This window comes from Escherichia sp. 20412-1 (assembly GCF_003027595.1).
In the GTDB taxonomy this organism is placed as follows: domain Bacteria; phylum Pseudomonadota; class Gammaproteobacteria; order Enterobacterales; family Enterobacteriaceae; genus Escherichia; species Escherichia marmotae.
The window spans coordinates 58617-84013 of record NZ_PYQM01000017.1 but is presented as its reverse complement, the minus strand read 5'-3'; the positions used below and the strand labels follow the sequence as shown (position 1 = coordinate 84013).

The following is a 25397-nucleotide window of genomic DNA, read 5'->3' as shown; positions in this document are numbered from 1 at the left end:
GAGCATTATAACGAATGGCATCCGCATAGTGCGTTGGGTTATCGCTCGCCACGGGAATATCTGCGGCAGCGGGCCTGTAATGGGTTAAGTGATAACAGATGTCTGGAAATATAGGGGCAAATCCACTGGTAATTAAATATTTATCCTACGATGAATTCTGAATTAATATATTTTTCTTATTTTCATCGTTGCGTAAGGTGCAGTCTTTTCTCATTCATCACCTTTTCGTAAAAAACGTATTCACATTCGGGAAATATTCGTACTCAAAGGGATAATAACTCTGTGTGATAGTTACATTATTTCCTGTTGTGAAAATTTATGTCGCACAACCTGAGAACCTGTAAAAAGGATTTTTGGTTAAGAACGTAATCGAAATGTAGAACATCGTGGTGTATCACAAGCTGATAGTAATCAAATAGACAACATGAATATAACTGTTAGTATTTAATTGATTTCAATTATGAGTATGCGTGTTTCATTTACGGCCAGGAATGCTGATGATGACAACATTACTACCCGTTTTCACTAAGCCTTCCCCGTTGGTGCTCATCTTGCAGCGCCCTGGCCGCATATGCCGTTTCCTTCTTATCCCGGATGGAAGAATCCGCTGAACGTCGTTCAGTGGCAGTTGTAACACGTTTCGTTTGCTTACAGGGATTATGGCGGATCGATTATGGATAAGAGTAAACGCCATCTGGCGTGGTGGGTTGTCGGGGTTCTGGCGGTTGCTACCGTCGTGGCATGGTGGTTGTTGCGCCCGACAGGTGTGCCGGAAGGTTTTGCCGTCAGTAATGGGCGCATTGAAGCGACGGAAGTGGATATCGCCAGCAAAATCGCCGGGCGTATCGACACTATTCTGGTGAAAGAAGGCCAGTTTGTCCGCGAAGGTGAAGTGCTGGCGAAAATGGATACCCGCGTGTTGCAGGAGCAGCGGCTGGAAGCCATCGCACAAATCAAAGAAGCACAAAGCGCCGTTGCTGCCGCCCGGGCCTTGCTGGAGCAGAGGCAAAGTGAAACTCGCGCCGCGCAGTCGCTGGTCAATCAACGCCAGGCTGAACTGGACTCCGTTGCCAAACGTCATACCCGTTCCCGCTCGCTCGCCCATAGTGGGGCTATTTCTGCGCAACAACTGGATGATGACCGCGCCGCTGCCGAAAGCGCCCGTGCTGCGCTGGAATCGGCAAAAGCCCAGGTTTCTGCCTCTAAAGCCGCTATAGAAGCGGCACGCACCAATATCATTCAGGCGCAAACGCGTGTCGAAGCCGCACAAGCCACTGAACGGCGTATCGCGGCAGATATCGACGATAGTGAACTGAAAGCCCCGCGCGACGGACGTGTGCAGTATCGGGTTGCTGAGCCTGGTGAAGTGTTGGCGGCAGGCGGTCGGGTGCTGAATATGGTCGACCTGAGCGATGTCTATATGACCTTCTTCCTGCCAACCGAACAGGCTGGCACGCTGAAACTGGGCGGGGAAGCGCGTCTGATCCTTGATGCCGCGCCAGATCTGCGTATTCCGGCGACCATCAGCTTTGTCGCCAGCGTTGCCCAGTTCACGCCAAAAACCGTCGAAACCAGCGATGAACGGCTGAAACTGATGTTCCGCGTCAAAGCGCGTATCCCACCGGAATTACTCCAGCAGCATCTGGAATATGTCAAAACTGGCTTGCCGGGCGTGGCGTGGGTGCGGGTGAATGAAGAACTTCCGTGGCCTGAAGACCTGGCGGTGAGGTTGCCGCAATGACGCATCTGGAACTGGTTCCCGTCCCGCCTGTCGCGCAACTGGCGGGCGTGAGCCAGCATTATGGAAAAACCGTTGCGCTGAACAATATCACTCTCGATATTCCGGCCCGCTGTATGGTCGGGCTGATTGGCCCTGACGGTGTCGGGAAGTCGAGTTTGTTGTCGTTGATTTCTGGTGCCCGCGTCATTGAGCAGGGCAGCGTGATGGTATTGGGCGGCGATATGCGCGACCCGAAGCATCGCCGCGACGTCTGCCCGCGCATCGCCTGGATGCCACAAGGACTGGGCAAAAACCTCTACCACACCTTGTCGGTGTATGAAAACGTCGATTTTTTCGCCCGCTTGTTCGGTCACGACAAAGCGGAGCGGGAAGTGCGAATTAATGAACTACTGACCAGTACCGGGTTAGCACCTTTTCGCGATCGTCCGGCGGGTAAACTCTCCGGCGGCATGAAGCAAAAACTTGGGTTGTGTTGTGCGTTAATCCACGATCCGGAATTGTTGATTCTTGATGAGCCTACGACGGGGGTTGACCCGCTCTCCCGCGCCCAGTTCTGGGATCTGATCGACAGCATCCGCCAGCGGCAGAGTAATATGAGCGTGCTGGTTGCCACCGCCTATATGGAAGAGGCCGAACGCTTCGACTGGCTGGTAGCGATGAATGCCGGAGAAGTGCTGGCAACCGGAAGTGCCGAAGAGCTGCGGCAGCAAACGCAAAGCGCCACGCTGGAAGAAGCATTTATAAATCTGTTGCCGCAAGCGCAACGCCAGGCGCATCAGGTGGTAGTCATCCCACCGTATCAACCTGAAAACGCAGAGATTGCCATCGAAGCGCGCGATCTGACCATGCGTTTTGGTTCCTTTGTCGCTGTTGATCACGTTAATTTTCGCATTCCACGCGGGGAGATTTTTGGGTTTCTCGGTTCGAACGGCTGCGGTAAATCCACCACCATGAAAATGCTCACCGGGCTGCTGCCTGCCAGCGAAGGTGAAGCGTGGTTGTTTGGGCAACCAGTCGAGCCAAAAGATATCGATACCCGCCGGCGGGTGGGTTATATGTCGCAGGCGTTTTCGCTTTATAACGAACTCACCGTGCGGCAAAACCTTGAGTTACATGCCCGCTTGTTTCACATTCCGGAAGCGGACATTCCTGCGCGAGTTGCTGAGATGAGCGAGCGTTTTAAGCTCAACGATGTTGAAGATGCACTGCCGGAATCCCTGCCGCTCGGTATTCGTCAGCGACTTTCGCTGGCTGTGGCGGTGATTCATCGCCCGGAGATGTTAATCCTCGATGAGCCGACTTCTGGCGTCGATCCAGTGGCGAGGGATATGTTCTGGCAGTTGATGGTGGATCTCTCGCGCCAGGACAAAGTGACCATTTTCATCTCCACCCACTTTATGAACGAAGCGGAACGCTGTGACCGCATCTCGCTGATGCACGCCGGAAAAGTACTCGCCAGCGGCACGCCGCAGGAGCTGGTTGAGAAACGCAGGGCTGCCAGCCTGGAAGAGGCATTTATCGCCTATTTGCAGGAAGCGGCAGGGCAGAGCAACGAAGTTGAAGCACCGCCTGTGGGACATGACACCACTCACGCGCCGCGTCAGGGATTTAGCCTGCGTCGTCTGTTTAGCTACAGCCGCCGCGAAGCACTGGAACTGCGACGCGATCCGGTACGTTCAACGCTGGCGCTGATGGGGACGGTGATCCTGATGCTGATAATGGGTTACGGCATCAGTATGGATGTGGAAAACCTGCGCTTTGCGGTGCTTGACCGCGACCAGACTGTCAGCAGCCAGGCGTGGACACTCAATCTCTCCGGTTCCCGTTACTTTATCGAACAGCCGCCGCTCACCAGTTACGATGAGCTTGAGCGCCGGATGCGTGCAGGAGATGTGACGGTAGCGATTGAGATCCCACCCAATTTTGGCCGCGATATCGCACGCGGTACGCCGGTGGAAATCGGCGTCTGGATCGACGGCGCGATGCCCAGCCGCGCTGAAACGGTAAAAGGTTACGTGCAGGCGATGCATCAGAACTGGCTACAGAACGAGGCAAGCCAACAATCGACACCAGCCAGTCAAAGCGGTCTGATGAACATTGAGACGCGCTATCGCTATAACCCGGACGTAAAAAGTCTGCCAGCGATTGTTCCGGCGGTGATCCCGCTTCTGTTGATGATGATTCCCTCAATGCTAAGCGCCCTTAGCGTGGTACGGGAAAAAGAGTTGGGGTCGATTATCAATCTCTACGTTACGCCTACTACCCGCAGCGAATTTTTGCTCGGTAAACAGCTACCGTACATCGCGCTGGGAATGCTGAACTTTTTCCTGCTCTGCGGCCTGTCGGTGTTTGTGTTTGGCGTGCCGCATAAAGGCAGTTTCCTGACGCTCACCCTGGCGGCACTGCTGTATATCATCATTGCCACCGGAATGGGGCTGCTGATCTCCACCTTTATGAAAAGCCAGATAGCCGCCATTTTCGGTACTGCCATAATCACGTTGATTCCGGCGACGCAGTTTTCCGGGATGATCGATCCGGTAGCTTCACTGGAAGGGCCGGGACGTTGGATTGGCGAGGTTTATCCGACCAGCCATTTTCTGACTATCGCCCGTGGGACATTCTCGAAGGCGCTGGATCTGACTGATTTGTGGCAACTTTTCATCCCGTTGCTGATAGCCATACCGCTGGTGATGGGCTTAAGCATCCTGCTACTGAAAAAACAGGAGGGATGATGCGCCATTTACGCAATATTTTTAATCTGGGTATCAAAGAGTTGCGCAGTCTGCTCGGTGATAAAGCGATGCTGACGCTGATTGTCTTCTCGTTTACGGTGTCGGTGTACTCGTCGGCAACCGTTACGCCAGGATCGTTGAACCTCGCGCCGATCGCTATTGCCGATATGGATCAATCGCAATTGTCGAACCGGATCGTTAACAGCTTCTATCGCCCGTGGTTTTTGCCACCGGAGATGATCACCGCCGATGAGATGGATGCCGGACTGGACGCCGGACGCTATACCTTCGCGATAAATATTCCGCCAAATTTTCAGCGTGATGTCCTCGCCGGACGCCAGCCAGATATTCAGGTGAACGTCGATGCCACGCGCATGAGCCAGGCATTCACTGGCAACGGTTATATCCAGAATATTATCAACGGTGAAGTGAATAGCTTTGTCGCGCGCTACCGTGATAACAGCGAACCGTTGGTATCGCTGGAAACCCGCATGCGCTTTAACCCGAACCTCGACCCCGCGTGGTTTGGCGGGGTGATGGCGATCATCAACAACATTACCATGCTGGCGATTGTGCTCACCGGATCGGCACTGATCCGTGAGCGTGAACACGGCACGGTGGAACACTTGTTGGTGATGCCGATAACGCCGTTTGAGATCATGATGGCGAAGGTCTGGTCGATGGGGCTGGTGGTGTTGGTGGTGTCGGGATTATCGCTGGTGCTGATGGTGAAAGGTGTGCTGGGCGTACCGATTGAAGGCTCGATCCCGCTGTTTATGCTGGGTGTAGCGCTCAGTTTGTTTGCCACCACGTCAATCGGCATTTTTATGGGGACGATAGCACGTTCGATGCCACAGCTTGGGCTGCTGGTGATTCTGGTGTTGCTACCGTTACAAATGCTTTCCGGTGGCTCTACCCCGCGCGAAAGTATGCCGCAGATGGTGCAGGATATTATGCTGACCATGCCGACGACACACTTTGTTAGCCTCGCGCAAGCCATTCTCTACCGTGGTGCCGGATTCGAAATCGTCTGGCCGCAGTTCCTGACGCTGATGGCAATTGGCGGCGCGTTTTTCACCATCGCGCTACTGCGATTCAGGAAGACGATTGGGACAATGGCGTAAGGAAGGGAAACCTGGCTTCATATTGTGATGTCATAAAGCGAAGTCATAAATTTTAGCTGCGTTCATTACGCAGAACATCTGCCTTTACAGGATCTATCTATGCAACTGAACTTAATTTTATAAATTAAGTTCAGTTAATATCTTTTCTCTCCTCGTTTCAGAAATAAATCAATCTTCCTTCGGCAAGCACTGCAAATGCCCGTGCCGCACGCCGCGCTGGGCGATAACATCATCGGCAAAATGCTGTATATCGCCCATGTCACCTTTCAGCACGGCGATTTCCAGGCAGTCGTCGTGATTAATGTGCACATGCAGCGTGGCGACCGAAAGGTCGTGGTGGTGATGCTGCGTGGAGACAATACGGCTGGCTAAGTCGCGTTTTTCGTGTTCATACACATAGGAGAGCACCGCGAAACCTTGTGTGCCGTGCTGCTGGGTAGCCTCCTGTGCCAGAGCGCTACGCAGAATATCGCGGATAGCTTCGGAACGGTTGTTATAGCCGCGACGCTGGCTCAGGCTGTCCAGCGTCTCCAGTAAATCGTCATCAAGCGTGATGGTGACTCGTTGCATTTGCGTTAAACCTTTTCTGTGGCGCGACGGCGCACGGGGAATGCGGGTAATACCGCGTTTTGTAGCACACGTCCGGCGTCAGAGGAAAAGGTTAATTTCTCTCCCACCACCTGGGTTTCGACGATTTGCCCGTTGTCCATCACCATTACCCGCTGGCAAAAACGTTCTACCAGGCGTAAGTCGTGGGTGATGAACAGGCAGGCGGTGCCAAACTGCTGTTGCAGCTTTTTCAGCAGGCGAATCACTCCCGCCTGCAGTACCAGGTCAAGGTTAGAAACGGCTTCATCCAGAATCAGCAATTTCGGTTCGACTGCCAGCGCGCGCGCCAGGCAGACGCGCTGGAGTTGACCGCCGCTTAGCTGCGGTGGGCGCTTGTCGAGCATGCTGTCGTCGAGATCTACCGCATTCAGCATTTCGCTGGCGCGCGCCAGTTGCTCCGATTTTTTCAGCGATAACAGGTGACGCATCGGCTCACGCAGGATCTCGCGCACGGTTTTGCGTGGGTTAACGGCGCTGATGGAGTCCTGAAACACCATCTGAATATCACGGCGGAACGCTTTACGCTGGGCGCGATTGAGCTTCGCCAGCGGTTCACCGCGCCAGCTAATCGTGCCCTGCGACGGCGACTCTAAACCCACCAGCAGCCGCGCGAGAGTGCTTTTCCCGCAGCCGCTGCGCCCCAGCAGAGCGACGGTTTCACCGCTTTTCAGGGTCAGCGAAACGTTATTCAGTACCGCCTGATGCTGGTGCTTACCGCTAAATCCACCGTGCGCATAGTGATGTGAAAGGCCGGAAACGTTAAGTAAAGTCATGATGCCAGCTCCATACCGTAAAGCGCGAGATGAGCGGAAACCAGGCTGCGCGTCACCGGATGTTGCGGCGCGTTAAACAGCGTTTCGACATCGCCCTGTTCGACAATCTTACCGTGTGACATCACTGCTACATCGTCCGCCAGACGCGCCACTACGCCCATATCATGAGTGACCAGCAACATTCCCGGAGCCTGCTTTTGCATAATGCTTTCCAGCAGATCAAGGATGCGCGCCTGCGCCACCACATCAAGGTCGGTAGTCGGTTCATCAGCGATGATAAACGGTGATTCACACAGCACTGCCATCGCAATCATCATGCGCTGCAACATGCCGCCGCTCATCTCGAACGGGTACAGTTTCAGCACGCGCGCAGCGTTTTCCAGCCCCACCGCTTCTATGGCTGCGATAAGCGTGGCGTCATCGGCGGGTTTCCCTAACGCCTGGCAGGTTTCCCGCGCGTGGGTGTGCATGGTGTGCAGCGGATTAAAGGCGCTGCGTGGGTTTTGCATGATGGTAGCAATTTTGACACCGCGCAGGGCGCAGGGAGAAACCGGTTTGCCATCGGCTAAAATTTCCCCAGCCGTCTGGCGAACGCCTGCGGGTAGAATGCCCAGCGTCGCGGCGCAGGTTAATGATTTCCCGCTGCCGCTACCGCCAACTAACGCCAGCACGCGCCCGCGTTGCAGGGTTAACGATACACCGTGCACCAGCGGCTTTGCGGCCTGTAGCGCGATATCGCGCAGTTCAATCTGTTGCGGCATTAGTGTGCGTGCTCCGTCACCAGATGAGGATCCAGATGATCGCGCAGTGCGTCACCCACCAGGTTAAAGGCCATCACGCTGATAAACAGCGCCAGCCCCGGCCAGAACATTTGCAGCGGCTGAGTCCAGATATACTGGCGCGCGTCGTTAATCATCACGCCCCATTCGGCGGTCGGCGCGGTCACGCCGAGGCCGAGGAAGGACATTCCCGCCACGTGCAGCATCATATGGCCGATATCCAGCGTTGCCAGTACCAGCAGCGAAGGGATCACCGCGCCTGCCAGATGGTCGACAAACACCCGCACATGGCCCGCGCCAGAAAGCCGTGACGCCAGCACAAACTCGCGTTGGCGCAGTGAAATCACCAGGCTGCGCACCATACGTGCATACCACGCCCAGTGCGACAGGGCGATGGCGATAATCACGTTGGTTAGCCCGGTGCCGAGTACGCCGACCATAAAGAACGACAGAATCGAGGTTGGGAAGGTCATAAACATATCCGCAACGCGCATGGTGGCCTGATCGACGCGCCCGCCAATCAGCCCGGCACTACCGCCAATAATCAACCCTAACGTCAGTACCAGCAGCAGGCAGGCCATTACTGAGCCGAGCGACACGCGAGTCGCCGCCATCAGCCGCGAGAAAATATCGCGGCCTAAATGATCAGTGCCCAACCAGTGCTGCGCATCTGGCGAAAGCAGGCGAGAAGGCAGATCAATCGCCTGTGGATCATACGGTAGCCACCACTGGCTGGTGAGCGCAATCAGCGCCAGCAGGGCGATAATGATCAGCGCCAGACGTACCGACCAGCGGGAAGAGAGGAAAAAGTTCACGCGTGCGCTCCTTCATGACGACGAATACGCGGGTCCAGCGCAGCATTGATCAAATCAACAATCAAATTACAGACCACAAAAACCACCACCATCATCAGCGTAAAACACTGAATGACCGGATAGTCACGGTTAAAAATTGCCGACACGGCGTAACGGCCGACGCCCGGCCAGGCAAAGATATTTTCGATAATCATTGTCCCGCCGATCAGTTCGCCAATGTGCATCCCCACGGCGGTGATCATCGGCAGCGAGGCATTGCGCAGGATGTGACGGCGTTCGGTCTGTTTGTCGTTCAGACCGCGTAGCCGCGCCCAGGTCACGTGACGCTGACCGGCGACGTCCAGCATACTGGCGCGCAGCAGACGTGCGTTTATCGCCAGCGACATAAAGGCGATGGATACCGCAGGTAAAATGAGGTGCTGCCAGCCGCCGTAGCCCATCGCGGGCAGCCATTGCAGATACACCGAAAACCCCATCACCAGCAAAAATGCCAGCCAGAAGTTAGGCATCGACACGCCGAGAAACGCGATAAAACGCACGGCGAAATCGGGCAGGCGATCGCGATGGCGCGCCGCCCAGATACCGAGCGGCACGGAAGTGAGCAGAATTAACACCAGCGCCGCGCCTGCCAGTTCCAGCGTGGCGGGCAGGAAATTCAGCATATCGTCCAGCACCGGGCGTTGGCTGGCGAATGAGACACCAAAATCAAGATGTAGCGCCTTCCACAGCCAGGTGCCGTATTGCACGTACAGCGGCTGATCCAGACCGAGCATTGTGCGGGTAGAAGCCAGCATTTCCGGCGTCGGCGGCAGGTTGGACAGACGCAAATAATCGAGCGCTGGATCGCCAGTGCCGAGGCGTAGCATCAGAAAAATGATCACCGAGGCGGCAAGCACCATCGGGATCAGCAGCAGAAAGCGGCGCAATACATAACGCAACATTAAGGTTTCACCGGTTTAATCTGTTCGAACGGAATTTCAGTGGCAATCGGCGCGTAGGGGATGTTGCCCAGTTCCGGTTTTGCCACCACCATCATCGAGATATAGCTGATTGGCAGATAAACCGCCTCGTCGTGCAGACGGGTCAGAATGTCGCGATATAGTGCCTGACGTTGTGTTTCGTCATGGGTCGCCAGCACTTCGCCAATCTCTTTATCAATCAGCGGCTTGTCAGCTAATCCTTGCTGTGCCTGGAAGTCAGCGTGCGACGGTACGCGCATCGAACTCAGGAAAGCGTGTGGATCGTATGGCGCGCCCCAGGTGCGGTGGAAAATCATGCCAAATCGACCGTCACGCTGGCGGGCGTAGATACTGCTCTCTTCTTCTCCAATTAATGTGACATCAGCGCCAATCTGGTGCATATCGGCCTGAATGATTTCTGCCATTGATTTGCTTAACGCATCGGTGCCGATGAACGACAGTTCAATGCGCAGCGGCTGACCGTTTTTCTCGCGGATATCTTTGCCCGCAGGCAGCGTCCAGCCTGCTTTTTCCAGCAAATCTTTCGCTTTCTGTGGATCGTACTGGCGCGGCTTCAGGCCGAGATTAGCGTAAGGCACAGAAGGGGCAAACAGAGTGTCGGCAACCTGCTGGGTGCCATACAATGCGTTATCAATCAGCGATTTTTTGTTTACGGCGTAATTGAGCGCTTCCCGCACTGCCAGCTCGTTGGTAGGGGCTTTGGCGGTATTAAGCGCCAGCATCACAGTTTCGATCGGTTGTGACAGTTGAGTGTGGTAAGCCGGGTTCTGGCTAAAGCGGGCGAAGGTATCGAGTGGCAGCAGCCCTTCATTACCGTACAGCAGGTCGATATCACCGGTTTCGAAAGCTACCGCGCGAGTAGTCGGGTCGGGGATCACGTTGAAGGTGATCTTTTTAATTGCCGGTTTTTCACCCCAGTAGTTTTCGTTACGGACGAAGACATCGTATTGATTCAGTTTCGATTCCTGCAAAACCCACGGCCCGGTGCCAATCGGGGCTTTAATCCCGTTCATGGTTTCGTGGTTTTTAAATTGTGACGGAGCGATAAAGCGGAAAGGGCGCGGCAGAGCCAGTTCTTGCAGGAAAGGATAGTAGGCGCTTTTTAGGGTGATTTGTAGCTCGGTTTTGCTGAGTGCTTTGACACCAACAATCTGATTTGCCAGCTCCAGCCAGGCGTGACGTTGACGGTTATCGAGCACTGCGCGGAAGTTTTCTGCTGCGGCCTCTGCATCGAACGGTTCACCATTAGAGAATTTCACGTCATCACGCAGGGTGAAGGTCCAGGTTTTGCCATCTTCCGAATGGGTCCAGCTTTTTGCCAGCCACGGGGTCACCGAACCGTCTGCCTGATATTTCACCAATGGTTCATAAACCATGCTCTGGGCGAACATCTGATTAGGCGTGTAAAGGTGCGGGTTTAGTGGCCCGACGTTCACCGGCCAGGCGGTGGTGATTTCATCTGGCGCGGCGGCATGGACGATAAAAGACGCACAAGCCAGCAGCGCAAACAGAGTGCGGCGGAGTGTGGAGAACATGGTAACCCCAATGGATTAAAATAGATGGCGGAAATAAGTATGACGATTTTAAGTATTCGTCATACTGATAACCTGTTCTGGATCAAGAGATAGGCAGTCGGACGGGCGGATCAGTTAAGTGAATCGATCCATTGCACACTGTCGGCGGTGAGCGTAAAGGGAGTAGGGGTGCAGATTGCCAGGCTTAAATTGTCGAGCTGGCAATGGCTGACTGACAGCGATGACTGGTAGGTGCTGTCTACGCTGACGATTTGCCAGGCGCTGCCGCCACGCTGTTTAACGATGGCTTCTTTGCGTGTCCAGATACGCCAGAACACTTCCAGTTGTTGGTCAGGATGCACAGCGTCCATTTCGGCATGTTCTCCGAGGCTGAACACCGCGTTCGCCAGCCAACGCCAGTTGGCGCGCGGGCGAATCACTTCGATATCACAGCCGACTTCACCTTCATCGCTCAACAGCAGGGCGATATCGTCACCGCTATGACTTAAGTTGAACCAGAGCGGCGTTTCCGGGGGGAAGGCGGGTTTCCCTTGTTCACCGTAGATGATGTCCGGTAGTGGAGAAAGCGTGTGCGAAAGCAATGCACGCCCCGCCAGCCAGCGTTCTCGCCGTGGGCCTTGCGGTGCTTGATCGCGCAAAGCCGGTGGCAGTGGAGCTGCGCTTAAGGTCGAAACTTTCCCCAGAACTATCCGATACATATCAGGGCCAACGTTTAATTATGATGGAAAGTGCGTATCGTATCACTTGTCGCCTCATCCCGGTAACCGACTTTTCGGTCTGCCTGGTCCCAGTAAAATCGCCAGTTTGCTGCCGCCTTCCGTGGTTTCCATCCAGATTTTACACACGCTGGTTAGTGGTACTGAAAGTAGCATGCCAATCGGGCCGAGCAGCCATCCCCAGACTAACAATGAAAGAAACACCACCATGGTGGACATTCCAAGGCGATGGCCCATCATCCGTGGTTCTAAAATATTGCCGATGATCATATGGACGATTAAAAACAGTGCGCCGACCAGGATGCATTCGTAAACGCCATTAAACAGCAGCACTTGAATCATCGGCGGCACGGCGGAGATCACCGCGCCGATATTGGGCACGTAGTTGAGCAAAAACGCCAGAACTGCCCACATCAGTGCAAACTGTACGTCCAGCAGCGCCAGCCCTAACCAGACGATCACGCCCGTCCATAAACTTAACAGCGTCTTCAAGGCCAGATAATGCGAAACGCCTTTAAGTGCGCGGTGTAATCCCGCGATGTGAATCTGTGGGTTATTCAGCGCAAAGCGCATTTTGTAAGGCACGTGGCGCACTTCAAACAGCATGAAAACCACGGTCATCACCAGCAAAAGCACGCTCGCCATTGCCCCGGAAAGTCCGGTCATTAGCGCAGTGGTGAACGTTACGAGTTTTTCTGAGTCCATCCGCTGAAGCATCCGTTCCGGCGACATATGCAGATTAAGAAATGGCAACATTTCTTGTAATTTAAAGAGTTTACGCGTCAGTTCCTTGTTAAATTTCGGCAACATGGAGATAAATTCGTTAAACGATGCCGCCAGCACGCCGACCAGCGCGGTAAGTGCGATCAGCATTACTACCACCACAATCGTAATGGCAACGGGACGCTGGACTCCGCGACGAATAAACCAGGTGACCAGCGGGTTGAGGACAATGGCGAAAAACAGCGCCAGCAACAGTTGCACTATGATATCTGCTGCTGCGTGAATACCCGCGAGGATCACCACCAGTGAGGCCAGCTTCAGCAGGATGTGCATACCCGTTTTATCGGGTTGAGGGGTTTCCATTGGGGCTTCCTTGTGACTTTTTGTATTAAGTGTAGCGGGAGTCACGCCAGCAATATTCTGATTCTTACTGCTGATTTCCACGTCAGCACGTGGTAAAAATGAAACACTGTTGTAAAAACGTGGTGATCCTCATGCCCGAACCCGTTGCCGAACCGGCATTTAACGGATTGCGCCTGAATTTGCGCATTGTCTCCATTGTCATGTTTAACTTCGCCAGCTACCTTACCATCGGGTTGCCGCTCGCTGTATTACCGGGCTATGTCCATGATGTGATGGGTTTTAGCGCCTTCTGGGCGGGGCTGGTTATCAGCCTGCAATATTTCGCCACCTTGCTGAGTCGTCCTCATGCCGGCCGTTACGCCGATTTGCTGGGGCCAAAAAAGATAGTCATCTTTGGTCTGTGCGGCTGCTTTTTGAGTGGTCTGGGGTATCTGACGGCAGGATTAACCGCCAGTCTGCCCGTCATCAGCCTGTTATTACTGTGTCTGGGGCGTGTAATTCTCGGCATTGGACAAAGTTTTGCCGGAACCGGCTCGACACTGTGGGGCGTTGGCGTGGTTGGTTCGCTGCATATCGGGCGAGTCATTTCCTGGAACGGCATTGTCACTTACGGGGCGATGGCTATGGGCGCGCCGTTGGGCGTGCTGTTTTATCACTGGGGCGGTTTGCAGGCGCTGGCGTTAATCATTATGGGCGTGGCACTGGTGGCAATTCTGTTGGCGATCCCGCGTCCTTCAGTGAAAGCCAACAAAGGCAAGCCGCTGCCGTTTCGCGCGGTGCTTGGGCGCGTCTGGCTATACGGCATGGCACTGGCGTTAGCTTCCGCCGGATTTGGTGTCATCGCCACTTTTATCACACTGTTTTATGACGCTAAAGGTTGGGACGGCGCAGCTTTCGCGCTGACGCTGTTTAGCTGTGCATTTGTCGGTACGCGGCTGTTATTCCCTAACGGTATTAATCGTATTGGCGGCTTAAACGTGGCGATGATCTGCTTTAGCGTTGAGATTATCGGCCTGCTATTGGTTGGCGTGGCGACCATGCCGTGGATGGCGAAAATCGGCGTCCTACTGGCGGGGGCGGGCTTTTCGCTGGTGTTCCCGGCGTTGGGCGTGGTGGCGGTAAAAGCGGTGCCTCAGCAGAATCAGGGGGCGGCGCTGGCAACCTATACTGTGTTTATGGATTTATCGCTGGGCGTGACCGGGCCGCTGGCTGGGCTGGTGATGAGTTGGGCAGGTGTGCCAGTGATTTATCTGGCGGCGGCGGGATTGGTAGCAATCGCGTTATTGCTGACGTGGCGATTAAAAAAACGGCCTCCGGAGCAAGTACCGGAGGCCGTTTCATCATCTTAAAATTACTGAATCACCAGTGTATTAATGATGTTTTCTGCGGTGGTCTGCGCTTTTTGCTGATCGTCAGCAGGCAGCGTGATTTGCATCGTCAGCATTTGATTTCCCACGTTACCCAGAATGACGGAAGAGTACGCCGTCTGGCCTTTAGCGGAGATGATGCTGTCTAACTGCTGCATTTTGTGACCTTTCAGCTCAATGGCTTTGTTAGTCACCACTTGCAGTTGTGGATCGCGGCTACGTTGCTGATCTTCCAGACGCTTCGCCAGCACAGCCAGGTCTTCTTTCGGATCATCGCCCATAATAATAATCACTGCTTTCTGCCCAGTGGCGTCGGACCAGACGTGCATGTTATTGGCCTGTGTTCCCAGCTTACCGCTCTGGTCGGTCATATCTGCTGGCAGCGAGAAGCTTAACTTGCCATCAAGCAGGTTGACAGTATTCGCGGTAGCGTTACTTTCCGCGACTGTGCTTTCCGCTGTAGCGTTAGTGTCTTTATCATCACAGGCCGCAAGCCCCATAACCAGCAGGCCAATTCCGACATATTTAACCAGATTGCGCATTGACATCTTCCTTTTGATAAACGGCCATAACGGCTCATTCATCCATCTTATCACAAGTCTGATAACGAACCTTTAACTGGCCTGCAAAGCGTTGATTTCGGATTTATCTGCCAGTCTTTTCAATAGCATATTGAGTAATACGCCATACATTGGCAGGAAGAAAACGATGCTAATTAACACTTTGAAACAGTAATCAACCAGCGCGATTTCCATCCAGTGTTCGGCCATAAAGGCATCCGGACTGCGCCAGAAAGCAATAAAGAAGAAGGCCAATGTGTCGCTGACGTTACCGAAAAGTGTGGAAGCCGTCGGTGCCAGCCACCAACGACGACTCTGACGCAGACGGTTAAAGACGTGTACGTCGAGGATCTGTCCCAGCGCGTAGGCCATAAAGCTGGCGGTAGCGATACGGGCGACAAACAGGTTGAAGTGGGCGAGAGCGCCGAATCCCTGCCATGAACCCATATAAAACAGCGACGAGATGACGTAGGAGATCAGCAACGCGGGGATCATCACCGCAAAGATGATACGACGAGCCAGCGGCGCGCCAAAAATACGCACGGTCAGGTCGGTAGCAAGAAAAATAAACGGAAAGCTAAACGCGCCCCAGGTGGTATGAAAACCGAAAATAGAGACCGGAAGCTGTACCAGATAGTTACTGGAGGTGATCACCAGTAGATGAAATAACGATAACCAGAACAACGCTTTATAGCGTTGAGTTTGCGAGAAAGCGTTCATATTGTACCTTTTTGATTAACCATTGGGGTGAGGGAACCCAATACGTACGGCACGTTATTTTATAGTGAGATAATAACGTGCTTACCCTTTTTTCGAGCCGCCGCATGATACTGCTTTGTGTTAACAATGCAATGGTTAATTTTCACGCAATCGTTAACCTGGTTTGCTTACGGACTCGCGGGGCGTAAACTAGCGCCGTTTTTTTATGTGACGAGAAGAAAATGACCGATCTCTTTTCCAGCCCTGACCACACACTTGACGCACTAGGCCTGCGCTGCCCGGAACCTGTGATGATGGTGCGTAAAACCGTGCGTAATATGCAGCCTGGCGAAACGTTGCTGATTATTGCCGATGATCCGGCCACGACCCGCGATATTCCTGGGTTTTGTACCTTTATGGAACACGAACTGGTGGCCAAAGAGACGGACGGACTGCCTTATCGTTATTTGATTCGCAAAGGTGGCTGATGGGGGCAGATTGGCTTCGATGCCGCCTTTTCCTCTCATCTTAACCCTCACCCCAGAGGGGCGAGGGGGGCGATCGCGCTCAATTTTGCGGCTTGCAACCGGTTTGTATAACGAATAAAGCGTTTAAGCTGCATCTGGCGATATGGTGCACAATGCCTGATGCGACGCTGTCGCGTCTTATCATGCCTACGAGTTCGATGCTCTGTGTAGGCCGGATAAGGCGTTTACGCCGCATCCGGCAAGCAAGTGTAATGGAATGCACAAATGGATTATTTAATACCAGTTTGTCTGGGATTGCTGGGATTGCTCGCGATATTCGCCCCCAATTGGCAGCTCCCTGTTTTTATCGTCGTGGGGGATGGCTGGGGGTACTTGCATGGGGTTGGCTCTGGCTAATGATATTTTTACCTTTACTCAACGGCGTCGGGCTTGCTTATGCTCTGTGGTTGATGTTCAAAAGGCCATCATTAGCATCTCGCCTGGTTGCTGCATTCAGTGTTATCTCCGTCATTCTGATGTTAGCGCTATATTACGCTTTCCTGACTATGCCGCCGTTCCCGCCCCAGCGTTAAGCCTGATAGCCAGAGGCTATCAGGCAACACCTTTACTTCCTGCGTAACAACCGCAACGCATTCGCCGTTACCAGCACCGTCGCCCCCGTGTCTGCCAGCACCGCAAGCCACAGGCCGGTCATACCCAAGAGTGTAGTGACGAGGAAGATCCCTTTCAGCCCTAGCGCAATAGTGATGTTCTGGCGGATATTGGCGTGAGTCGCGCGTGCCAGTTCAATCATCTGCACCAGACCACGCAGATGGTTATGCGTTAACGCTGCATCGGCGGTTTCCAGCGCCACGTCTGTGCCGCTACCCATTGCAATCCCAATGGCTGCGGCTTTCATAGCTGGTGCGTCGTTAATACCGTCGCCCACCATCGCCAGTGGCGCATGTTGATTCAACTCGGTCACGGCTTTGACTTTATCTTCCGGCAGTAATCCAGCTTTAAACTCCAGCCCCAGTTCACCGGCAATGGCTGCCGCTGCACGCGGATTATCGCCGGTGAGGATCACCCCTTTAACGCCCAGCGCGTTTAGTTCACTGATGGCAGTTGCGGCGTCGGCGCGTAGCGTATCCTGCAACGCAATCACACCAAGCACGTCATCGTTACGCACCACCAGCACTACCGTTTGTCCGGCGCTTTCCAGTTCGTTAATCAAACCGGCGAATGCTTCGGCAGGATGTTTCCCTGCGGCGCATATCAGCACCCGATCGCCGTTGACCAGCGCTTCAATGCCAGAGCCGACCAGAGCTCGCTGTGACTCTGCGCCAGGAATGCTGAGTGCGGCAACTTGCGCTTCACGAACTATGGCCTGCGCCAGTGGATGTGTTGCCCCTTGCTCCACCGCTGCCGCCAGCGCCAGGAGTTCAGATTCGCTAACACCGGTTGCCGGATGCATCGCGGTAACGCGCGGTTTACCGACGGTTAGCGTACCGGTTTTATCAAACGCCACCTGGGTAACACGACCTAACTGCTCCAGCGCCGCGCCGCCTTTAATTAACGCCCCACGATGCGCCGCTGCTGCCAGCCCGGAGGTAATCGCCGCAGGCGTGGAGATAACTAACGCACACGGGCAGCCAATCAGTAACAACGTCAGCCCTTTATAAATCCACTCCTGCCAGCTTGCAGCAAACAGCAGCGGTGGCACCAGCGTCACCAGCAGGGCGACGGCCATAATCGTAGGCGTGTAAATACGGCTGAAACGGTCGATAAATCGCTCAATCGGTGCGCGGCGCTCTTCGGCCTCTTCGATCAGTTTCAGAATGCGGTCAATGGCGCTGGCACCCGGTTCTGATAGCACTTCCAGTGTAACCAGTCGGTCGACGCTGGTGGCACCTGCAGGGACTTTATCGCCTGTTGTGCGTTCCACAGGGATGGATTCGCCGGTAAGGGCGCTTTCATCAAAACTGGCAAATGGTGAGAGTAGTTTACCGTCGGCAGGTAAACGCCCGCCCGCAGCAACTTCAATCACGTCGCCAGGGCGCAGGCTGTTAATCGCCACTTCTTCACGTTCGCCGTTACGCAGGCGCGTGGCGGTTTCTGGTTTCAACGCCATTAATGCGCTGACGCCCTGACGTGCGCGGCTGGCGGCCCAACCTTCCAGCCGTTCACCAATCAAAAACAGCAGCAATACCATCGCGGCTTCTGCCGTTGCGCCAATAAACAGCGCGCCGATGGCGGCTACGCTCATTAACGTTTCAATAGCAAAATAGCTGCCGGATTTAATTAAGCGCAACGCCTGGCGAGCAATCGGGTACAGCCCAACCAACGTGGTGGCGATAAACGCCAGTTGGCCGAACGGATGATTAAATTGCTCCAGTCCCCAACTGATCGCCATCATCACAATGAGCGTAATCAGCGGTAGATTCTCTTTCAGGCGTGATTCTTTTGGCTCTTCGGCGGCCTGTTCATCGCGCAGGGAATAGCCCGCTTTTTGCACCGCCGATTCAACTTGCGCACGGATGTCATTGTCGGCATCAACCACCAGTTTTTCGGTAGCGAATAACACCTGTACCTGATTCACGCCAGAAAGCTGGCGCACGGCATTTTCTACTTTGCGCGCACAGGCGGCACAGTCCATGCCGCTGACTTTCCAGCTATAGCGAGTGCCGGAGACTTTTTCAGAGAGTGTTGGCGTGCTGGAACATGCACCGTCGCAGCAACAGTCGTTGGCGTTCTGTGCCGTGGTTAGCGGTTTGAACGCGGCAAATTGAGGGGCTTTTTTGCCGTGATTGTCAGGAGTCGACATGGCATCCTCCGGTTAAGTTTTTTCTCATTAACCGAAGGATACACTCTGGAGTCGACTCCAGAGTCAAGTTTTATCAGAGATACAGTGAGCGGACGATGAGGAAGTGAGCGGCAAAATAGCAAGCCGCTGCAATGGCGTTATCCGCACGGAAGCGGCGGCGATAGTGACTACCCAGCCAGACAAAGTTACTGATGAACAGCAGTGCAGCGCCCATAAAAGCAGAGAGTGCGGGAGCGGTCGGGCGGAAGAACCACAGCTCACCTGCCAGCCACACCATTACCAGCGTCATACCGACAAAAGTACAGACAGGCCAACGGAACTCTTCCAGACGCGTCCAGATAATGGCCAGTAATAGCGCGCCCAGCACCAGCAGTACCAGCGGCAACGGCCAGAAGAAGGAGAGCGTCATCTGGCTGGCGAAATAGATGGTGTACAGCAGGTGTGAGAGGAAAAACGCGCCGATGGCGTACATCAGACGCTGGCGTGGTAACAGGGTTAACGCATCACCCAGCAGTGACGCACACAGCCCCGCCAGCACCAGATAACTAATCGCGTCGAACATTGGTGCCTGCCAGGCCAGCAATAGCAGGAGAAGAAGGGTTAACGGTTTAAATAGCCAGCGTTGCCAGGTTGGCCCACGGTACGATGCATCCACAGATAGCCATGCGGAAAGACAGACAGCGATAAACGACCAAAGCATCTTAGTTCCTTGAATTCGTTATTTTTTCGTAAGCGGAATGCCTACAGTCTTGCTTCCAGTTTAGTGGCGAGGGTGGACGGATGACAACACCATAACTGGCAGGGTATGCTTATTTCCGCATTTTCCGATGAGGGATAAAGATGAGCAAGGCACCTCTTTTCTTTATTGTTATCATAGGCTTAATCATTGTCGCCGCATCGTTTCGCTTTATGCAGCAGCGACGGGAAAAAGCTGATAATGATATGGCACCGCTCCAGCAACAACTGGTGGTGGTGAGCAATAAGCGAGAAACACCGATTAACGATCGTCGTTCGCGTCAGCAGGAAGTGATACCGGCTGGCACCAGTCTGCGTTATGAGGCGAGTTTCAAACCGCAAAGCGGCGGACTGGAGCAGACGTTCCGTCTTGACGCTCAACAGTACCATGCCCTGACGGTGGGTAATAAAGGTACGTTGAGCTTTAAAGGAACGCGTTTTGTCAGCTTTGTTGGCGAGCAATAAGGTTATTTTTTAACTTTAAATTTCTTCTGCCAGACCAGCAGTTCAAACACGCCGAAAAGGAAAATACGCACCTTTTCGGCAGTGGTCATCTGTGGGCCATCTTTCGGTAAGGTCGATTTCAACAGCGCCAGTTGCATACCATGCATCAGAACCGTAAAAATCAGCGCGACATTAACGAAAATATTCAGCGGGCGTGGGAATGGTTGAAAAAGATTGAGGATTAAAAATCCCCAAACGCAGAGCATTAACAAACGTCCAATATTAATCAGCATCACTTTCTCCTTGTGTTTCACGCTGATACAACCGATAAGCGACCTGACCCGCCACTTTTTCGCGATACAACGACCAGTTTGCCGGAACGGTGGGCAGGCCATTTTCTACTTCACTTTCAACATAAACCCAGGCTTCATCAGCCAGCCAGCCGTTGTTTTCCAGTAAATTAATGGTTTCTTCCAACAAGCCACGACGGAACGGTGGGTCAACAAACACAATATTATGCGGCGTTCCTTTTTGCATCAGAAAAGACATCGCATTGGTGTTCACGACTCGCGCATTGCCTGCTTTCAGCGTCGCCAGATTCTTGATTAACTGCTGAGATACTGCACGATCCATCTCAACCAGCGTAGCTCCCGCAGCGTAGCGTGACAAGGCTTCCAGCCCCAGAGCCCCGCTACCTGCGAAGCAATCCAGACATTGCGCATCAACAATTATCGGCGCTAGCCAGTTAAACAAGGTTTCACGTACGCGATCAGTAGTGGGGCGTAGACCTGGGCTATCAGGAACCGGGAGTTTACGGCCTCGCCACTGCCCGCCAATAATGCGGATTTGACCGCTGCCGGAATGATTCGGTTTTTTCATGATAAAGTGCTCAATCCGCCAGATAACACATAATTGCAGGCGGTGATGTGGAATAAGTTAAGTGATAGACTATTTCATCATTTTTTTAGCTGCTATGTACATAGCGTGAACGCTGTGCCATGAAGCAACAGCGAGGAGTATAGTCGCAGATGGCGAAAGAAAAAAAACGTGGCTTTTTTTCCTGGCTGGGCTTTGGTCAAAAAGAGCAGACCCCGGAAAAAGAGACAGAAGTCCAAAATGAACAACAGGTTGTAGAAGAAATCGTTCAGGCAGAAGAGCCTGCGAAAGTAGCTGAACAAGCTGTTGAAGAGCAGCCGCAGGTTCATACTGAAGCCGGGGCGGAAACTTTTGCTGCCGAAGTGGTGGAAGTAAGCGAACAGGTTGTCGAAAGTGAGAAAGTGCAGCCTGAAGCTGTTAGCGAACCGGAAGTTATTGCAGAGCCGGAATCTATAGTTGAAGAAGCGCCAGCGCCGGTAGTTGAACCTGAAGTCACGTCGGAACCGGTGGCTATTGAGCGTGAAGAACTGCCGCTGCCGGAAGAAGTCAAAGCCCAGGAAGTTTCGCCAGAAGAATGGCAGGCAGAAGCGGAAACCGTGGAGATTGTCGACGCGGCGGAAGAACAAGCGGCGCAAGAAGAAATCACTGACGAAGAGCTGGAAGCGCAGGCACTGGCCGCCGAAGCGGTAGAAGAGGCGGTGATGGTGGTTACTCCGGCAGAAGAAGATCAGCCGGTTAAAGAAATCGCTCAGGAACAGGAAAAACCAACCAAAGAAGGTTTCTTCGCGCGCCTGAAGCGCAGCCTGTTAAAAACGAAAGAAAACCTCGGTTCCGGATTTATCAGCCTGTTCCGTGGGAAAAAAATCGACGATGATCTGTTTGAAGAGCTGGAAGAACAGCTTTTGATTGCCGATGTGGGCGTGGAAACCACACGCAAAATCATCACCAATCTGACAGAAGGCGCATCACGCAAGCAGCTTCGCGATGCTGAGGCGCTCTACGGCCTGCTGAAAGAAGAGATGGGTGAGATTCTGGCGAAGGTTGATGAGCCTCTGAATGTCGAAGGCAAAACACCATTCGTGATCCTGATGGTGGGCGTCAACGGTGTGGGTAAAACCACGACCATCGGCAAGCTGGCGCGTCAGTTTGAGCAGCAGGGCAAGTCGGTAATGCTGGCGGCAGGCGATACTTTCCGTGCGGCAGCGGTTGAGCAGCTTCAGGTCTGGGGACAGCGCAATAATATTCCGGTGATTGCCCAGCATACCGGTGCGGACTCCGCCTCTGTTATCTTCGATGCCATTCAGGCCGCTAAGGCGCGTAATGTTGATGTCCTGATTGCCGATACCGCCGGACGTTTGCAGAACAAATCGCACCTGATGGAAGAGCTGAAGAAAATCGTTCGCGTGATGAAGAAACTCGACGTTGAAGCTCCGCATGAAGTTATGCTGACTATCGACGCCAGCACCGGGCAGAATGCGGTAAGCCAGGCCAAACTGTTCCACGAAGCGGTTGGCTTAACCGGTATCACGCTGACGAAACTGGACGGCACGGCGAAAGGCGGGGTAATTTTCTCGGTGGCTGACCAGTTTGGTATTCCTATCCGCTATATTGGTGTAGGCGAACGTATTGAGGATTTGCGTCCGTTTAAAGCGGACGACTTTATTGAGGCACTTTTTGCCCGAGAGGACTAAAAATGATTCGCTTTGAACATGTCAGCAAGGCTTATCTCGGTGGGAGGCAGGCGCTGCAGGGCGTGACGTTCCATATGCAGCCGGGTGAGATGGCGTTTCTGACCGGTCATTCCGGCGCAGGGAAAAGTACCCTCCTGAAGCTGATCTGTGGGATTGAGCGGCCCAGCGCCGGGAAAATCTGGTTTAGCGGCCATGACATCACGCGTCTGAAAAACCGTGAAGTTCCGTTTCTGCGCCGCCAGATCGGTATGATTTTCCAGGATCACCATCTGCTGATGGATCGTACTGTCTACGATAACGTGGCGATCCCGCTGATTATCGCCGGTGCCAGTGGTGACGATATCCGTCGCCGTGTATCGGCGGCGCTGGATAAAGTCGGGCTACTGGACAAAGCGAAGAACTTTCCTATTCAGCTTTCTGGCGGTGAACAACAACGCGTTGGCATTGCCCGTGCGGTGGTTAACAAACCTGCGGTACTGCTGGCGGATGAACCGACCGGTAACCTGGACGACGCGCTGTCAGAAGGGATTTTACGTTTGTTTGAAGAGTTTAACCGCGTTGGAGTAACAGTATTAATGGCAACGCACGATATTAACCTGATTTCGCGGCGTTCCTATCGCATGCTCACTCTGAGCGATGGTCACTTGCATGGAGGCGTGACCCATGAATAAGCGCGATGCAATTAATAATATTCGCCAGTTCGGTGGACGTCTGGATCGCTTCCGTAAATCGGTCGGCGGCTCTGGCGACGGTGGTCGTAACGCGCCGAAACGAGCGAAGTCATCACCGAAACCGGCGAATCGCAAAACCAATGTTTTCAACGAACAGGTGCGCTATGCGTTCCACGGTGCTTTGCAGGATCTAAAAAGCAAACCGTTCGCCACGTTTTTAACGGTGATGGTGATCGCCATCTCCCTGACGCTGCCCAGCGTTTGTTATATGGTGTACAAAAACGTCAACCATGCGGCGACGCAATATTATCCGTCACCGCAAATCACCGTTTATCTGCAAAAAACGCTGGACGATGATGCCGCAGCGGGGGTGGTTGCGCAGCTACAGGCCGAGCAGGGCGTGGAGAAAGTGAATTATCTTTCTCGTGAAGACGCGCTGGGCGAGTTCCGTAATTGGTCTGGTTTTGGCGGTGCGCTGGATATGCTGGAGGAAAACCCGCTTCCGGCAGTAGCGGTGGTGATCCCGAAACTCGATTTTCAGGGTACGGAGTCACTGAATACGCTACGTGACCGTATTACCCAGATTAACGGCATTGATGAAGTGCGAATGGACGATAGCTGGTTTGCCCGTCTGACCGCGCTGACTGGGCTGGTTGGGCGTGTTTCGGCAATGATCGGCGTGCTGATGGTGGCGGCAGTGTTCCTTGTTATCGGCAACAGTGTGCGTCTGAGCATTTTTGCCCGTCGTGATTCTATTAACGTGCAGAAACTGATTGGCGCGACGGATGGTTTCATCCTTCGCCCGTTCCTGTACGGTGGTGCGCTGCTGGGATTTTCTGGCGCATTGCTGTCATTAATTTTGTCAGAAATCCTGGTGCTACGTTTGTCATCGGCGGTTGCAGAAGTGGCACAGGTATTCGGAACGAAGTTTGATATCAATGGGTTATCTTTCGATGAATGCCTGTTGTTGTTGCTGGTGTGTTCGATGATTGGCTGGGTGGCAGCGTGGCTTGCCACGGTACAGCATTTACGCCACTTTACGCCGGAATAATAAAAGCGTGCTATACTCTTTCCCTGCAATGGGTTCCGTAGCAGGGAGAGAGACCCCGTTGTCTCTTCCCGGTATTTCATCTCTATGTCACATTTTGTGCGTAATTTATTCACAAGCCAGCATTGAACTTGTGGATAAAATCACGGTCTGATAAAACTGTGAATGATAATCTCGTTGCTCTTAAGCTCTGGCACAGTTGTTGCTACCACTGAGGCGCCAGAAGATATCGATTGAGAGGATTTGAATGACTGACAAAATGCAAAGTTTAGCTTTAGCCCCTGTTGGCAACCTGGATTCCTACATCCGGGCAGCTAACGCGTGGCCGATGTTGTCGGCTGACGAGGAGCGGGCGCTGGCTGAAAAGCTGCATTACCATGGCGATCTGGAAGCAGCTAAAACGCTGATCCTGTCTCACCTGCGGTTTGTTGTTCATATTGCTCGTAATTATGCGGGCTATGGCCTGCCACAGGCGGATTTGATTCAGGAAGGTAACATCGGCCTGATGAAAGCAGTGCGCCGTTTCAACCCGGAAGTGGGTGTGCGCCTGGTCTCCTTCGCCGTCCACTGGATCAAAGCAGAGATCCACGAATACGTTCTGCGTAACTGGCGTATCGTTAAAGTTGCGACGACCAAAGCACAGCGCAAACTGTTCTTTAACCTGCGTAAAACCAAGCAGCGTCTGGGCTGGTTTAATCAGGATGAAGTCGAAATGGTGGCTCGCGAACTGGGCGTTACCAGCAAAGACGTGCGTGAGATGGAATCGCGTATGGCGGCACAAGACATGACATTCGATATGTCTTCCGACGACGATTCCGATAGCCAACCGATGGCTCCGGTGCTCTATCTGCAGGATAAATCATCTAACTTTGCCGACGGCATTGAAGATGATAACTGGGAAGAGCAGGCGGCAAACCGTCTGACCGACGCGATGCAAGGTCTGGACGAACGTAGCCAGGACATCATCCGCGCGCGCTGGCTTGACGAAGACAACAAATCTACGTTGCAGGAACTGGCTGACCGTTACGGCGTTTCCGCCGAGCGTGTGCGTCAGCTTGAAAAGAACGCGATGAAAAAACTTCGCGCTGCTATTGAAGCGTAACTGCACAACGCGTTGAGCTGTAC

The 25397-nt window shown here is 53.6% G+C and carries 25 protein-coding genes and 1 pseudogene; 12 read left to right on the top strand and 14 right to left on the bottom strand.

Features of this window, described 5'->3' with window-relative positions; all coding sequences use genetic code 11:
• Positions 1 to 497 precede the first annotated feature (497 nt).
• From C7B16_RS25025 to C7B16_RS13525, 4 genes are all read left to right on the top strand, one after another.
• Entirely contained in the window at positions 498 to 611 is a 114-nt protein-coding gene (locus tag C7B16_RS25025; protein ID WP_214678606.1) for a hypothetical protein, read from the top strand.
• A 62-nt stretch (positions 612 to 673) separates the two neighbouring features.
• The gene (locus C7B16_RS13535; RefSeq protein ID WP_000361522.1) at positions 674 to 1741 is read left to right on the top strand and encodes an HlyD family secretion protein; all 1068 of its coding nucleotides are present in this window, start codon (positions 674 to 676) and stop codon (positions 1739 to 1741) included.
• The gene (rbbA, locus tag C7B16_RS13530; RefSeq protein ID WP_107179811.1) at positions 1738 to 4473 is read left to right on the top strand and encodes a ribosome-associated ATPase/putative transporter RbbA; all 2736 of its coding nucleotides are present in this window, start codon (positions 1738 to 1740) and stop codon (positions 4471 to 4473) included. Before C7B16_RS13535 ends, rbbA begins: the two co-directional genes overlap by 4 nt.
• Positions 4473 to 5597 (top strand): ABC transporter permease, encoded by a 1125-nt coding sequence (locus C7B16_RS13525; RefSeq protein WP_001314210.1) that lies wholly within the window; start codon positions 4473 to 4475, stop codon positions 5595 to 5597. Before rbbA ends, C7B16_RS13525 begins: the two co-directional genes overlap by 1 nt.
• A gap of 168 nt (positions 5598 to 5765) precedes the next feature.
• On the opposite strand, the gene nikR is transcribed toward C7B16_RS13525, so the two are convergent.
• From nikR to C7B16_RS13485, 8 genes are all read right to left on the bottom strand, one after another.
• A complete protein-coding gene (nikR, locus tag C7B16_RS13520) occupies positions 5766 to 6167 on the bottom strand; it encodes a nickel-responsive transcriptional regulator NikR (RefSeq protein ID WP_001190061.1) in 402 nt (133 codons plus the stop codon).
• Positions 6168 to 6172: 5 nt separating this feature from the next.
• Entirely contained in the window at positions 6173 to 6979 is an 807-nt protein-coding gene (gene nikE, locus C7B16_RS13515; RefSeq protein WP_085449364.1) for a nickel import ATP-binding protein NikE, read from the bottom strand.
• Positions 6976 to 7740: a nickel import ATP-binding protein NikD gene (gene nikD / locus C7B16_RS13510; protein WP_001136196.1), complete on the bottom strand. Its 765-nt coding sequence runs from the start codon at positions 7738 to 7740 to the stop codon at positions 6976 to 6978. The genes nikE and nikD overlap by 4 nt, the downstream gene beginning before the upstream one ends.
• Positions 7740 to 8573, bottom strand: a complete 834-nt coding sequence (gene nikC, locus C7B16_RS13505; RefSeq protein WP_001008957.1) for a nickel ABC transporter permease subunit NikC — start codon at positions 8571 to 8573, stop codon at positions 7740 to 7742. Before nikC ends, nikD begins: the two co-directional genes overlap by 1 nt.
• Positions 8570 to 9514 carry a nickel ABC transporter permease subunit NikB gene (gene nikB / locus C7B16_RS13500; protein ID WP_000947086.1) on the bottom strand — a complete coding sequence of 315 codons (945 nt, stop codon included), beginning with the start codon at positions 9512 to 9514 and terminating at the stop codon, positions 8570 to 8572. The genes nikC and nikB overlap by 4 nt, the downstream gene beginning before the upstream one ends.
• The gene (gene nikA, locus C7B16_RS13495) at positions 9514 to 11088 is read right to left on the bottom strand and encodes a nickel ABC transporter substrate-binding protein (protein ID WP_016249312.1); all 1575 of its coding nucleotides are present in this window, start codon (positions 11086 to 11088) and stop codon (positions 9514 to 9516) included. Before nikA ends, nikB begins: the two co-directional genes overlap by 1 nt.
• 110 nt (positions 11089 to 11198) lie before the next feature.
• Positions 11199 to 11786 carry a 4'-phosphopantetheinyl transferase AcpT gene (gene acpT, locus C7B16_RS13490; protein ID WP_000285763.1) on the bottom strand — a complete coding sequence of 196 codons (588 nt, stop codon included), beginning with the start codon at positions 11784 to 11786 and terminating at the stop codon, positions 11199 to 11201.
• 54 nt (positions 11787 to 11840) lie between these two features.
• A complete protein-coding gene (locus C7B16_RS13485) occupies positions 11841 to 12890 on the bottom strand; it encodes an AI-2E family transporter (protein WP_010381063.1) in 1050 nt (349 codons plus the stop codon).
• A gap of 98 nt (positions 12891 to 12988) precedes the next feature.
• Between C7B16_RS13485 and C7B16_RS13480 the strand changes: the two genes are divergently transcribed.
• Positions 12989 to 14239: an MFS transporter gene (locus C7B16_RS13480; RefSeq protein ID WP_001517276.1), complete on the top strand. Its 1251-nt coding sequence runs from the start codon at positions 12989 to 12991 to the stop codon at positions 14237 to 14239.
• 2 nt (positions 14240 to 14241) lie between these two features.
• Here the strand turns inward: C7B16_RS13480 and dcrB are convergent, their stop codons facing one another.
• Positions 14242 to 14799, bottom strand: coding sequence for a phage sensitivity protein DcrB (gene dcrB / locus C7B16_RS13475; protein ID WP_001245289.1), 558 nt, complete (start codon positions 14797 to 14799; stop codon positions 14242 to 14244).
• A 72-nt stretch (positions 14800 to 14871) separates the two neighbouring features.
• Complete coding sequence (locus C7B16_RS13470; protein WP_000991081.1) at positions 14872 to 15537, bottom strand: 7-cyano-7-deazaguanine/7-aminomethyl-7-deazaguanine transporter; 666 nt, start codon at positions 15535 to 15537, stop codon at positions 14872 to 14874.
• A gap of 221 nt (positions 15538 to 15758) precedes the next feature.
• Here C7B16_RS13470 and tusA point away from each other — a divergent pair, with 221 nt between their 5' ends.
• The gene (tusA, locus tag C7B16_RS13465) at positions 15759 to 16004 is read left to right on the top strand and encodes a sulfurtransferase TusA (RefSeq protein WP_000130621.1); all 246 of its coding nucleotides are present in this window, start codon (positions 15759 to 15761) and stop codon (positions 16002 to 16004) included.
• A gap of 264 nt (positions 16005 to 16268) precedes the next feature.
• Positions 16269 to 16576 (top strand): annotated as a pseudogene (locus tag C7B16_RS13460) (hypothetical protein).
• Between the two features lie 32 nt (positions 16577 to 16608).
• Here the strand turns inward: C7B16_RS13460 and zntA are convergent.
• A complete protein-coding gene (gene zntA, locus C7B16_RS13455) occupies positions 16609 to 18807 on the bottom strand; it encodes a Zn(II)/Cd(II)/Pb(II) translocating P-type ATPase ZntA (RefSeq protein WP_107179810.1) in 2199 nt (732 codons plus the stop codon).
• 73 nt (positions 18808 to 18880) lie between these two features.
• Positions 18881 to 19507, bottom strand: a complete 627-nt coding sequence (locus C7B16_RS13450) for a lysoplasmalogenase (RefSeq protein ID WP_107179809.1) — start codon at positions 19505 to 19507, stop codon at positions 18881 to 18883.
• Positions 19508 to 19647: 140 nt separating this feature from the next.
• Between C7B16_RS13450 and C7B16_RS13445 the strand changes: the two genes are divergently transcribed.
• Entirely contained in the window at positions 19648 to 20007 is a 360-nt protein-coding gene (locus C7B16_RS13445) for a DUF2500 domain-containing protein (RefSeq protein WP_107179808.1), read from the top strand.
• Positions 20008 to 20009: 2 nt separating this feature from the next.
• On the opposite strand, the gene C7B16_RS13440 is transcribed toward C7B16_RS13445, so the two are convergent.
• Both C7B16_RS13440 and rsmD read right to left on the bottom strand, forming a co-directional pair.
• Entirely contained in the window at positions 20010 to 20279 is a 270-nt protein-coding gene (locus C7B16_RS13440; protein ID WP_001517271.1) for a DUF1145 family protein, read from the bottom strand.
• Positions 20269 to 20865 carry a 16S rRNA (guanine(966)-N(2))-methyltransferase gene (rsmD, locus tag C7B16_RS13435; RefSeq protein ID WP_000743180.1) on the bottom strand — a complete coding sequence of 199 codons (597 nt, stop codon included), beginning with the start codon at positions 20863 to 20865 and terminating at the stop codon, positions 20269 to 20271. Before rsmD ends, C7B16_RS13440 begins: the two co-directional genes overlap by 11 nt.
• Positions 20866 to 21014: 149 nt before the next feature.
• Here rsmD and ftsY point away from each other — a divergent pair, with 149 nt between their 5' ends.
• The 4 genes from ftsY to rpoH all read left to right on the top strand — a co-directional run bounded on the left by ftsY (position 21015) and on the right by rpoH (position 25374).
• Positions 21015 to 22553: a signal recognition particle-docking protein FtsY gene (gene ftsY, locus C7B16_RS13430; RefSeq protein ID WP_107179807.1), complete on the top strand. Its 1539-nt coding sequence runs from the start codon at positions 21015 to 21017 to the stop codon at positions 22551 to 22553.
• A gap of 2 nt (positions 22554 to 22555) precedes the next feature.
• Positions 22556 to 23224: a cell division ATP-binding protein FtsE gene (ftsE, locus tag C7B16_RS13425; protein ID WP_000617724.1), complete on the top strand. Its 669-nt coding sequence runs from the start codon at positions 22556 to 22558 to the stop codon at positions 23222 to 23224.
• Complete coding sequence (ftsX, locus tag C7B16_RS13420) at positions 23217 to 24275, top strand: permease-like cell division protein FtsX (RefSeq protein ID WP_001042022.1); 1059 nt, start codon at positions 23217 to 23219, stop codon at positions 24273 to 24275. The genes ftsE and ftsX overlap by 8 nt, the downstream gene beginning before the upstream one ends.
• Positions 24276 to 24519: 244 nt before the next feature.
• Positions 24520 to 25374: an RNA polymerase sigma factor RpoH gene (gene rpoH, locus C7B16_RS13415; protein WP_000130220.1), complete on the top strand. Its 855-nt coding sequence runs from the start codon at positions 24520 to 24522 to the stop codon at positions 25372 to 25374.
• Positions 25375 to 25397: the final 23 nt, after the last annotated feature.